The sequence below is a fragment of the Weizmannia agrestimuris genome (genome assembly GCF_943193165.1).
GTDB classification, from domain to species: domain Bacteria; phylum Bacillota; class Bacilli; order Bacillales; family Bacillaceae_C; genus Weizmannia; species Weizmannia faecalis.
The window spans coordinates 43,239-55,184 of sequence record NZ_CALPDC010000012.1; the positions used below are offsets into that span (position 1 = coordinate 43,239).

10 protein-coding genes are annotated in these 11,946 nt (G+C 47.7%); 4 read left to right on the forward strand and 6 right to left on the reverse strand.

From position 1 onward, the window contains the following. Positions 1-108: 108 nt before the first annotated feature. Genes NFR98_RS07135 through NFR98_RS07145 form a run of 3 tightly spaced genes read left to right on the forward strand, consistent with a single transcriptional unit; the run spans position 109 to position 4,200 of the window. On the forward strand, positions 109-567 hold the full coding sequence (locus NFR98_RS07135; protein WP_251459878.1) for a MarR family winged helix-turn-helix transcriptional regulator: 459 nt from the start codon (positions 109-111) through the stop codon (positions 565-567). A gap of 41 nt (positions 568-608) precedes the next feature. Beyond that, complete coding sequence (locus NFR98_RS07140; protein WP_104851638.1) at positions 609-2,363, forward strand: ABC transporter ATP-binding protein; 1,755 nt, start codon at positions 609-611, stop codon at positions 2,361-2,363. Next, positions 2,338-4,200, forward strand: coding sequence for an ABC transporter ATP-binding protein (locus NFR98_RS07145; protein WP_104851637.1), 1,863 nt, complete (start codon positions 2,338-2,340; stop codon positions 4,198-4,200). Before NFR98_RS07140 ends, NFR98_RS07145 begins: the two co-directional genes overlap by 26 nt. 52 nt (positions 4,201-4,252) lie before the next feature. Here the strand turns inward: NFR98_RS07145 and NFR98_RS07150 are convergent, their stop codons facing one another. The 5 genes from NFR98_RS07150 to NFR98_RS07170 form a co-directional block, all read right to left on the reverse strand. Continuing rightward, positions 4,253-4,666 (reverse strand): hypothetical protein, encoded by a 414-nt coding sequence (locus NFR98_RS07150; protein WP_026684433.1) that lies wholly within the window; start codon positions 4,664-4,666, stop codon positions 4,253-4,255. Next, on the reverse strand, positions 4,656-5,018 hold the full coding sequence (locus NFR98_RS07155; RefSeq protein ID WP_017552331.1) for a hypothetical protein: 363 nt from the start codon (positions 5,016-5,018) through the stop codon (positions 4,656-4,658). The genes NFR98_RS07150 and NFR98_RS07155 overlap by 11 nt, the downstream gene beginning before the upstream one ends. 227 nt (positions 5,019-5,245) lie before the next feature. After that, on the reverse strand, positions 5,246-6,508 hold the full coding sequence (locus NFR98_RS07160) for an exo-beta-N-acetylmuramidase NamZ family protein (protein WP_026684432.1): 1,263 nt from the start codon (positions 6,506-6,508) through the stop codon (positions 5,246-5,248). Positions 6,509-6,522: 14 nt separating this feature from the next. Beyond that, positions 6,523-8,181, reverse strand: coding sequence for a serine hydrolase domain-containing protein (locus tag NFR98_RS07165; RefSeq protein WP_251459880.1), 1,659 nt, complete (start codon positions 8,179-8,181; stop codon positions 6,523-6,525). 15 nt (positions 8,182-8,196) lie between these two features. Further along, positions 8,197-9,957, reverse strand: coding sequence for a glycoside hydrolase family 3 protein (locus NFR98_RS07170; protein WP_251459882.1), 1,761 nt, complete (start codon positions 9,955-9,957; stop codon positions 8,197-8,199). Positions 9,958-10,567: 610 nt separating this feature from the next. Between NFR98_RS07170 and NFR98_RS07175 the strand changes: the two genes are divergently transcribed. Continuing rightward, positions 10,568-11,506 carry a DMT family transporter gene (locus NFR98_RS07175; protein WP_026684429.1) on the forward strand — a complete coding sequence of 313 codons (939 nt, stop codon included), beginning with the start codon at positions 10,568-10,570 and terminating at the stop codon, positions 11,504-11,506. On the opposite strand, the gene NFR98_RS07180 is transcribed toward NFR98_RS07175, so the two are convergent. Further along, positions 11,489-11,791, reverse strand: a complete 303-nt coding sequence (locus NFR98_RS07180) for a hypothetical protein (RefSeq protein WP_026684428.1) — start codon at positions 11,789-11,791, stop codon at positions 11,489-11,491. The genes NFR98_RS07175 and NFR98_RS07180 overlap by 18 nt on opposite strands. Between the last annotated feature and the right edge of the window lie 155 nt (positions 11,792-11,946).

Below are 11,946 nucleotides of genomic sequence, written 5' to 3' on the forward strand. Positions count from 1 at the left end.
GGAATTGGAAAACAACCGAACTGCTTATCTTTTCTTGATGCAGGCTTTACAATCTCCCAATTACTTTAGTAAACTAAATAAAGTAATTGCTCTCAGGAGGCATTCATTATGGAAGATAGCAAAATGGACCAGTTCCTTACGCATTGGCGGTATATTAACCGGCATCTGCGGGAAGGGCGGCTGGCAAATGAAGATAAGAAGATTACACGTTTACAGTGGATATTGTTGCGGCATGTTGGCAGGTCCGGGCAGTGTACGATGGGAAGCCTTGCCGAACATTTCAATGTCAGCATGAGCACGGTCTCGCAAATGATCGACCGGCTTGAAAAATGGGGATATACTCGGCGCGTGACGTCAGCCCGTGATGGCCGCGTGAAAATGGTGTCCTTGACAGAAAAAGGAGAAGCAATCATCAACGAAGCAAAAACCGCTTATCTCCAGCAGCTGAGCAATGGATTAAGCAAATTTTCAGAAGAGGAGCAGGAACTGTTTATTGGATTTCTGCAGCGGCTGGCTGGGAATTTAAAAGTGTCAAAAGGTGATCCCCAGACGGATAAAAAAGCGTAAGCAGAAATGATTTCCGCAACGTTAAAAGGTGGAATGGTCCGATGCATTTTTTAAGCAAGTATGCCAAAAAGTACTGGAAACTTTTTAGTACGGCTGTTTTCTTTTTAATGTGTGAAGCGCTCTGCGATTTGATGCAGCCGGCGATCCTGTCAAAAATTATTGATGTCGGCGTGGCATCCAGGAATATGCCTTATGTGTTAAAGATGGGCGGCGTGATGTTATTCATCACAGCGTGCGGCGCGGTTGCCGCTTCATTAAGGAGCACGCTCGCAAGCATTGTGTCACAAAACTTTGGGGCGGAATTGCGGTCGGATTTGTTCCGGAAAATCCAAGCACTTTCTTTCCAAAGCATCAATCGATTTGACCGGGCCTCACTCATCACAAGACTGACCAATGATGTTACCCAGGTACAGAGCTTTATCAATGGTTTAATGCGCATGTTTGTCAAAGCGCCACTACTTGCAATCGGCGCTTTGATCATGGCAGTCCGGCTTGACCCGCAGCTTTCTGTGGTGCTGGCAGTTGTTGTGCCAATTGTCATCATTTTCATTATAGTGAACATGCGATTGGGTTTTCCGCTGTTTATGAAAGTGCAAAAAGCGCTCGACCGCGTGAACGGCATCATGAGGGAATATTTATCCGGTGTCCGTGTCGTGAAGGCTTTTAACCAGTTTCAATTTGAAGTGGAGAAATTCAGCGTGGCAAACCGCCGTCTGCAAGAACGCTCGACTTCTTCGATCCGGATCATGTCCATCTTCAGCCCGGCGATCTTGCTTACAGTCAATTTCGGCATTGTCGCGATTTTATGGATGGGCGGCTTCGGGGTGAACAATGGTACCATGAAAGTCGGCCATATTATTGCTTTTATCAATTATATGACGCAAATTTCAACCTCGCTGATGATGATTTCCATGGTGTTTAATATGTTTGTCCGAGCAAGGGCCTCCACTTTTCGGATCGGTGAAGTATTTGCCGTTGAAGAAAAAACCTTCCCAAACAGATTGAAGCATGAAGTAATGGCTGAAAGAGGGAGAATTGATTTTGAAAATGTCACTTTTTCCTATACCGGACGAGGAGAAGATCCGGTTTTGAAAAATATCACGTTTACCATTTATCCGGGTGAAACTGTCGGCATTATCGGCTCAACCGGATCGGGAAAAAGTACCCTGGTGAATCTCATTCCGCGCTTTTACGATGTAACAGGCGGGTCCCTTAAAGTGGATGGGATGGATGTCCGGGATTTTCACCCGCACGATCTGCGTGAAAAAATTGCGCTCGTTCCACAGAAAAACATTCTTTTTACCGGCAGTGTCCGTGAAAATATTGAATGGGGAAATGACCGGGCAGGGATGGATGAGATCGAACAGGCTGCGAGACTGGCAGAGGCACATGACTTCATTGCGGCCGCGCCTGAAGGCTATGATACGATGATTGGCCAGAGCGGCGTCAATTTTTCCGGCGGGCAGAAGCAGCGCATTTCGATTGCCCGTGCATTGGTGAGGCATCCGGAAATCCTCATTCTTGACGATAGTACAAGTGCGGTGGATGTTGCAACTGAAATGCGGATCAAGGCAGCGTTAAAAAGATATGCAAAGGGGATGACTTGCCTTTTGATTGCCCAGCGCATTACCTCTGTGATGGACACGGATAAAATAATCGTGTTGGATAAAGGAGAAGTTGCCGGCCTGGGCACGCATGAGGAGCTTCTCAGAACCTCTCACGTTTATCAAGAAATTTATCAATCGCAAATGGGTAAGGAAGTGTTGCAGGATGGCCGGACAAACGAACGGATATAAGGGAAATCAGGCACCGGGGTCTTTTTTGCGGATGGGCCGTCCGGGTGGGGGAGGCGCGGCACGGTTCAGAGGCCCGGCCGAGAAACCAAAGCAGTTTAAAGGGACGTTAAAAAGGCTTTGGGCTTATTTTGGCAGGGAAAGAAACGGGCTGTCCGTCATTCTTGCATTGATTGTGGCCGACTCTGTCCTTACATTGTGTATCCCCTATTTTATCGGCAGGGCCGTTGATGCCATGCCGCCGGGCAGAAAGGTCCATTTTAACCTGCTTGAAATCATGATTTTTGTGCTTACAGCGGCTTATATTGCGGATGCTGTCTTAACCCTTTTACAAGGCTGGCTTGTGGCCGGTGTTTCGCAACGGATTGTACAGCGTTTGCGCAGCCATCTGTTTCAAAAGCTGCAAAAACTCCCGGTTGCTTTTTTTGACGCGAGAACCCACGGTGAACTGATGAGCCGGCTGTCGAATGACATAGACAACGTGAGCAATACCATTTCCCAATCGACAACGCAGCTCATGTCGGGGGTCATTGCCCTTCTCGGTACACTCATGATGATGATCATTTTAAGTCCGGTTTTAACGGTTGCAAGCCTGTGTACGGTTCCACTCGTGTTTTTGCTGACGCGGACAATTGCTAAGCGAACTTCAGTGCTGTTTAAAAATAACCAGGCGGAACTCGGCCGGTTAAACGGGCATATTGAAGAAACGATTTCGGGGATTGAGGTGGTCAAAGCTTTTAACCATGAAGAAAAGGCAATCAAGAAGTTTGAAGAGGTGAACCAGTCCTTGCTTAAGGTCGGGCTGAGGGCGCAAATTTGGTCCGGGTTTCTCATGCCACTTATGAACGTGATTAACAACTTTGGGTTTGCAATGGTTGCGGTTGTCGGCGGGGTGCTGGCTTTAAAAGGCATGATTACCGTGGGCGTAATCGCAAGTTTTCTGACATATTCCCGGCAGTTTGTGCGGCCGCTCAATAATTTGGCGAATATTTTTAACGTCCTGCAGTCAGGGGTTGCCGGAGCTGAGCGGGTTTTTGACATACTGGATGAAAAAGAAGAGCCGGAAGATGCAAGAGAGGCGATCGTGCTCCGGGATCCAAAGGGGCATGTTGTGTTTGAAAATGTCAGCTTCGGGTATCGCGAGGACGTTCCGATTATAAAAAATATCAGCTTTGAGGCAAAGCCGGGCACACGTACAGCGCTGGTCGGGCCTACCGGAGCCGGAAAAACGACGATTGTAAACCTTTTGACCCGGTTTTACGATGTCACGGAAGGCCGGATTTCAATTGACGGCACGGATATCCGGAAGTATACACGAGACAGCCTGAGAAGAAGTTTTGGCTTTGTCCTTCAGGATACGTATTTATTTTCAGGTACCATTAAGGAAAATATCAAATACGGAAATCCTAAAGCGACGGATGAAGAAGTTGAAGAAGCGGCCCGGCTTGCCCATGCCGATATTTTTATCAACCGGATGCCCGATAAATATGAAACCATTTTGTCGGAAAACGGGGGCAACTTGAGCCAGGGGCAGCGCCAGCTTTTGGCCATCGCAAGGGTTTTTCTGGCAAAGCCGGCTTTGCTTATATTGGATGAGGCAACAAGCAGCATCGATACACGGACAGAACGTTTTATCCAGGATGCGCTCCTTTCGATGATGGAGGGACGCACGAGTTTCATCATCGCCCACCGCCTGAATACAATCCGCGATGCCGATCATATCATGGTCATCGACCACGGGCAAATCATCGAACAAGGCAGCCATGACGAACTAATGGCACACCGCGGCCGGTATTATCACATGTTTTATAACCAATTTAAAAATATGGGAGAGGGGTAGGGAGAATGGCTGTTAGCGCCAAATCGTCTACTGAAGTATTTGGCGTGCTGATTTATCCATCGTTTTCTTCCTCCCAATGATCTGGCGACTCTTCTAACCTTATTTTTGCGGTATAATATATGCTGTCTCCTTGCTTCCCTTTAGCATTTCTTAAGCCAACTGCAAGTTTAAAAAAATCATAGAAATCAGCATCGTATCGATATATAAATCGATAATCACGGGTGAATTTTCTTGGGGGTTTTTTCATGGAGAAAAAATCTATCCGGCTCCAATCCTGAAGCTGATACATTAATCTAGTGTTGGGCAGATATGGATTCTTCATTGCGATTTGGATAGCTTTATCATATTGTGTTAAGAATTCATCAAACTGGTCTTCTGTCATTTCCTGTGCAATTTTCACTAAATCAATTGAAATGATTTCCGGATGAAACAATATACGCCGGATTGGAAAGTCTTCATTTTTCATCTTTGAATTTCCAACCTTTCTCTGCCTTATCTTTTAACACAAGATCCTTTAGTTGCTCAATTCCTTTATATTCAATAAATTTTGATGGGTCGGTTTTCGAACGTTTTCCATACTTTTTGTTAATTTCGTGCATTTCATCAGGGGATATGTTATTCTGCTCGTTTAAATGGCTGGATTCCTCAATGCGTAGACGTTCTATTTCTTTTAATACATTTCGATACCATCTAATTGATTTAGACAAGGATTCTAGTTCTTCCGGATTTAGGCCCTCAACAAATTGAAGCAGTTCCGCTTTATTCTCTTGCTCGATCTTGTCAAAAAGCTGATCCACTTTCTGTGCAGATTCAGACATGCTGAACACCTCCCATGATACATTCCCTCCATTCATATTATATCCTAATCCAGACTTGGAATGAAATAGCACCTGTCCTCTCCAATTTTTCAATTTGAAAAATTACGGGAGGAGATAGGAAGAGGGTGCCGTTTTATAGCAAAAATGGAGTTTCCCCTATTTGCTGGGGGCATCAAACGCGGGTTAAAAACGCCTCCAAACCTTCGAGCAGGCTTGGGGGCGTTGTTTCATTTATACATCAAATATTTTTCCCGTTTTTTCTTCCAGGTCCCCAAGTCCCTTTGCCATTTTCGGGCAATGGTTTTAAGGGAGGCGCCACGGTTGATATCCTGCCTGACCCAGCCGTTTCCAATCAGCTGATCAAAATAGGAAATGCCGTTTTTGTCTTCTGCCCGGAAAGTAAATTGGCCGGGATACAGGTCATGGATTGTTTTGACGATTGCAATGCCGGTTTCAACAGACTGGTAAACATTACGGTCCGTGACATGAATTTGGATCCCGTTTGCGAGCTTGCCGGCCCATTTTGAGGTTGTTGGTGTGAAAGATGCGCTTCGGAAGCGGACGCCCGGCAAACCGAGGGCATTCAATTTCTCCGCCAGCAAGTCCCCGTCAATGAACGGTGCCCCGATTAACTCAAACGGGCGGGTCGTCCCCCTGCCTTCCGAAATATTTGTCCCTTCAATGAGTGCCGCACCAGGATAGACGATCGCCGTGTCCAACGTCGGCATGTTCGGGGACGGCATCACCCACTGGAGCGGGGTGTCATCCGCGTACATATCCCTGTGCCAGCCTTTCATCGGCACAACTGTAAGATCCGCTCCGATTCCGCATTCTTTGTTAAAATATTTAGTAAGCTCTCCCGCTGTCATCCCGTGGCGGAGCGCGATCGAATACATTCCGACAAAAGAGGAGTAGGCTGGATTAAGCACCGGCCCCTCGACTTTCGTGCCGCCAATCGGGTTCGGGCGGTCGAGCACGATGAACGGAATGCCTTTTTCCTTCGCTGCTTCCATCGCATAAGCCATTGTGTAAATATAAGTGTAAAATCTTGCGCCAACATCCTGAATATCAAAGACAAGCACATCGACATCCTTCAGCATTTCAGGTGTCGGCTTTTTCGTTTCACCGTACAAACTGTAAACCGGAAGCCCTGTTTTCGAATCGGTATAAAACGGTACATAGGCACCGGCGTCCGCACTGCCGCGCACCCCGTGTTCCGGGCCGAAAAGAGCGGTTAGATGAATATCCGGATTTCTGGCAAATCTGTCCACGATACTGTTTAACGACTGGTCGACACCGGTCGGATTTGTGATCAGCCCGACCCGTTTCCCTTTCAGCAAATGGACCTTCTCTTTTAAAAAAACATCAACACCGAGCTGAAAAGAATGGTGTTTTTGTTTTTCACGCGGCTGGTTGCTCCGGGCCGCATGCACCACGGCCAGGCAGCTGAAAGTGATCATAAGTGCCAATACGCTAGCGAGCCTTTTCATTTCGGTTCCTCCTTTTAACGGTTCCGCAAAGCCCAGTCATGGCTTGTAAAAGATACTTTCGCAGTTTTACCGTGTGATACGACGGACGGATGGAGCACATACCAGCCGCGGCCGTTCACTGATCCGTCGGTTTCATACACAAAGCGGATATGTTTCGTGCCGGCAGGGAGTGGGATGGACATCTGCCGCCAGTTGCCGCTTGATCCGGTTAAAGCATTGCCGGCTTTCGTCCAGTTTTTCCCGTCCGTTGAAACCTCCACTTTCCCAAAGTCTGCGTTTTGTTCCATTCGGTACCAGGTCCGGAAATGGAGAAACGCCGGCCTTTTCAAGTCAACATCTGCCTCCAGCACAGCTTTTCTATTATCGCCGTAACCGGCAAACCATGCGCCGTGTTTATCCGGAACGGCAACCGGGATGGCGTCCGCAGCAAGCCGGGCAACAGATCGCCTGATTCCGTTTGTCGAGACAGTGTTCCGGGTCGGATGGACGCGGTTGGTCAATAAAATGACCGTTGTTTGGTTTTTCGGGCTGATCACCATTGATGTGCCGGTGTAGCCGGTATGGCCCATTGTATTTGTATCGGAGAGCGCATCCATGTACCATCCCTGGTTTAATTCAAAGCCGAGCCCGTGATCATCGCCGGGAAAAGCGCTGTTCATATTCTGTTCCATCAGCCGGACCGTTTTCGGTTTTAAGATCCGGGTGCCCGCATATTTGCCATTTTGTAAAATCGTTTGTGCAAGTATAGCAAGGTCATGTGCGGTGGAAAACACGCCCGCATGCCCGGCAACGCCATCCAGCGCCCACGCGTTTTCGTCATGCACCTGCCCCCGGATCATTCCTCTTTCAGTCCACGGCTGAAATTCCGTTGCGGCAATGCGCGTTTTTAACGAAGCGGGCGGATTATACATCGTATCGCACATGCCGAGGGGGCCGGTAATATGCGTTTTTACATAAGCATCCAGCCGCTGCCCGCTCAAAACTTCAACCAAAACGCCAAGTGTAATCATGTTTAAATCGCTGTACGTATACGTCGTTCCCGGGGGATTTTGCAGTCCGTGTTTCAGAACAATTTCGAGTCGGTCTTTGCGGGAAGTTCCCATTTTATAAACCGGGATTCCCGCCTCAAACCCGGAAGTGTGTGTCATCAGCTGGCGGATGGTCACGTTCTCCTTTCCGTTTTCCGCGAATGCAGGAATATACTTTGCGACAGGGTCATCAAGCGCAAATTTCCGCTTTTCAAACAGCTGCATGGCTGCAATGGATGTAAACAATTTGCTGATCGAAGCAATGTCGTAAATGGTGTTTGTTTTTGCAAGGACCGGGACGGATGCTTCTGTAAACTGGTCGTCTGTATAACGGTATGCATAGCCGTATGCCTGTTCTTTTACAATCGTGCCTTTCCTTGCGACAAGCACAACGGCGCCCGGCATGACTTTTTGCGCAATCGCGTCATTTACCGCTTTGTCAATGTCTGTGAGCGGGTCTTGGGCCATTCCGGCAGACGCGGGTGTTCCTTTATGCAGTACTGCTGAACTTTTGCCGGGCGCATCCCAAGAAAATGGGTGGCCATGATATCCGCCGGATGCAAAGGCAAGAGACGGGATGGACCCGACTGCCAGCAAAAGGATGCATCCAACCCATAAAACGAATTTTACCCCTTTGTTCTTCAACCAAGTTCCCCCCTTTTAGTAATGAAGACCGTGGCCGAACGGGTCGTACCCCGGAATGGTGACGGGCAATTTGCCGCCGGGGTTGATTTCGCCTGCGAGCGCTTTTGCAGCAGATTGCACAGAAACGTTGCGGTTTCCATAGGTCAGAAGATTCGCGTCCACATCAGGTGCACCCACAATGTCATAAGGATTGCCCATTGAAACCATTACGACCGGTTTGCCTGTTTTTTTCAGCGCTTTTAAAAATGCCTGTTGCGCGGTGTTGGTATTTGCATTGTAAGCGGCAGCGACAATCACGTCGGCATTTTGTGCTTTTTCTACTGCCACAGCGGTTTCCTCCTGTGTTGGCGAGGCCGCTGTGCTCGTATTGCCGGTTATAAACCCTTTTTCTTTCAGAAGGCCGGCAAGGCGGCTGCTGTTTGCAACAGATGGGCCGGTTACGAATATTTTTTTCGTTTTATTGAGCGGCAATATTTTATTTTCATTTTTAACCAGTGTAATGCTTTCGTCTGCTATTTTTTGTGCAACTTTCAAATGTTCGGGGGTGCCAAAATGGCTTAACGCTTTTTCAGATGTAAACGGGTTCCGGACAATGCCGCGTTCATATTTCACCCGTAAAATTCTCGCAACAGATTCATCCAAGCGTTTCCGGCTAATTTCGCCAGTTTTCACTGCATTTCGCACAGCATTCCAGGCAACTTCCACATCGGGCGGATTGAGTAAAATGTCCGCGCCTGCATTAAATGCTGCTACCGGCACTTGCTCGGGGGCAAGGACGTTTGCACCGGACATATCGAGGCTGTCGGTTACAATCAGCCCGTCGTAACCCAGTTTTTCACGGAGGAGGCCGGTCATGATCTTTTTCGAAAGCGTAGCCGGCAGGCCGGAATCATCGAGTGCCGGTACAACAATGTGTGCGGTCATGATTGCGTCAACGCCGGATGCGATCGCGGCCTTAAACGGTTTTAAATCTACGTCATTTAATGTTTTCAAGTCGTGATGGATGACAGGCAGGCCGTAATGGGAATCGACATTCGTATCCCCGTGGCCCGGAAAGTGTTTGCCGGTGGCGGCCACATTTTGGCTTTGAAATCCTGCGATTTGGGCAGTGCCAAGTGATGCGACAAGGTCCGGATTTTCTGAATAGGAACGGACGCCGATCACCGGGTTGGCCGGATTTACATTGACATCCAGATCCGGGGAAAAGTCCATATTGATGCCGAGACTTTTCAGTTCCACTGCCATGATCTCTGCAGCTTTTTTCGCATTGACTGCAGACCTGGTTGCGCCGATTGCCATATTCCCCGGGAAAACGGTCCCCGGTTCGAGTACACGGGCAACCGCGCCGCCTTCCTGGTCCGTAGAGATAAAGAGCGGAATGCGAGGCTTTTGTTTTAACGAAATTCTTTGCAGGCCGTTGGATAACTGCTGCACTTGTTTGGCATCAACAGGGGTGCCGATATTATCCGACCAGTTAAAATAGATGACGCCGCCAATATGGTATTTTTCGATGATTTCTTTGAAGTTTGTGCCGCCACGCCCTTTTTCGATATTCGTTTCGGCGTAGGTGGGATCTTCCGGTGTTTTTCCGTAAGCATGAACAATGAACAGCTGCCCGACTTTTTCCTCGACCGTCATTTTTCTCAATTCATGGGACACCCAGCGTTCTTCTGCCCTTGTTCTCCAATGCCCATCCTGTTTCGCTTGTACACGGAAGCCGGGCATAAGTGAAAACAACAACGCAAAACAGACGACAAACAATCCGGATCTTTTCAAAATGCCACCCTCCCTTTTGTAATCCCTTTCATTTTTAGTCTACCAGCCCAAAGAAGCCTGTCCATCCGTCTTTTTGCTTATGTTTTCCAGGCTCGGGTGGTTTTAATATAGATGTTCATTCGGATAAACAGCACCGCTAGGAAAATTAAAAACCAACCGGAAAGTTTTTGGATAATATTGCAAAATGGGGGCAGACACAGGAACGATGGTAATGATGAATCAGAGAAGCTAAAGTGAAAAAGTACCCGAATCTCTGGTAGTATTGGGGTTTGTTCAGAAAAAGCAACCAAAAAAAGGGGGAATTCCCTCTTTTTCTAAAATTCGAACTGATATTCGAGAAGGATACAAATGAAATGCTGATTGCTTGAACAATTGCATCCTTTGAGCAAAATATTTGTGTATCTGAGATAGAGCTGGTAAATTGTTCCTGATTGTTCCGTTTTCGGGCTTTTAGATATCCTTTATTTGCTTTTCCGGTCCGCAACACACTTTTTTAATATGCGCCTGGAAGCAATGCAATTGAACCTGAATTGATTAGTGCTTAGGAAGTGTTCGGCGCGGGTCCGGGCAAAACGATTCGTTTGAAAATGGCATGCTAAAGGAGGGCGCCATGTTCGCAGTTTTTTTAGGCATTGCAATTGGTTTCGGTTTGGCTGTACAAACAGCGATCAATTCCCAATTAAGAAAGTTTGTTGTATCTCCCTTTTTGGCTTCCATGATTTCATTTCTGGTTGGAACTGTCTTTTTGGCCGCTGCAACAGCTGTAAGCCGGACACCTTTAGGGGTTCCTACCAGTCTTTTCTTGAACCAGCCTGTTTGGATCTGGTTTGGTGGTATTTGCGGTGTGATCGGGCTGACTTCCAATATTCTCCTTTTCCCCAAACTGGGAAGTGTACAAACGACTGTCATGCCAATTTTAGGCATGATTCTCATGGGGATGCTCATCGACCAATTCGGCTGGTTTCACTCCATTAGACAATCGTTCGGCATAAACAGGGCGATTGGCGTATTTCTTGTCCTTGCAGGGGTAGTGTTTGCAGTCGTTGTTCCGGAAGCCATTGCAAAACGCCATTCTGCCATAGAAGAGCGAAAGGGAGAAAATATATGGATTTGGCGGCTGTTGGGAATCACGGCCGGTATGATTATGGCTGTCCAGGCAGCAATAAACGGAAAGTTGGGCACAGTGCTCCATTCTCCAGTTCACGCTGCCTTCATTTCATTTTTTGTCGGTTCTGTGGTGCTCGTCCTTATCGTTGGCATAAAAGACCGCAGTTTTATGAATATCAAGGAGCCGGTTAAGCAATCCGCTCCATGGTGGGTATGGCTTGGCGGCATCATCGGCGGGCTGTACATTTTGATTAACGTGTTGCTTGTCGATCATATTGGCACAGGGCAAACCGTGATCCTGGCACTGTTCGGCCAGATTACCGGGAGCCTTGTAGTGGAACGATTCGGTCTGTTTAAATCATTAAAGAGAAGAATTGTGCCCGTCCAAATACTGGGCCTCGCCATCATGCTTTCCGGTGTAATTTTAATCAAGATGTTTTAGTTCATACCTGTTCCGCTTGCTTTCCAATTGCGCAATCCCCGGCAGGAAAAACAGGTTCAAAACATGTGCATCATTTCTTTTAACGAATACGGCATTTTTCCAGCCCTTGCTCCGGCTGCCTGAAGTGCAGGTAATCTGCCTGTACTTTTTGCCCATCTTTCCGGCTTTTGCGGCTGTGCTGATTCCTTTGTCGCCTAAGAGAAACAGGCTGATGATTCCGATGCTGTGGTGTGTAAAGTCGCCTTCAAAAGCGATCCCCAACAGCCTGGACATGTATTTTGCCATGCCGATTCCTTTGAACGGTGCTGTAAAGGCGCGCTTTTGGCGAAGAGGATGAGACAAAAAGCGCGCCTTTATAACCGGCTGGGCTTGAACCCCGCTGTTTCAAAGGCATCATTTAACAAATTTCAAATGAAGGTTCCGGAAAGTTTATCGTGTTC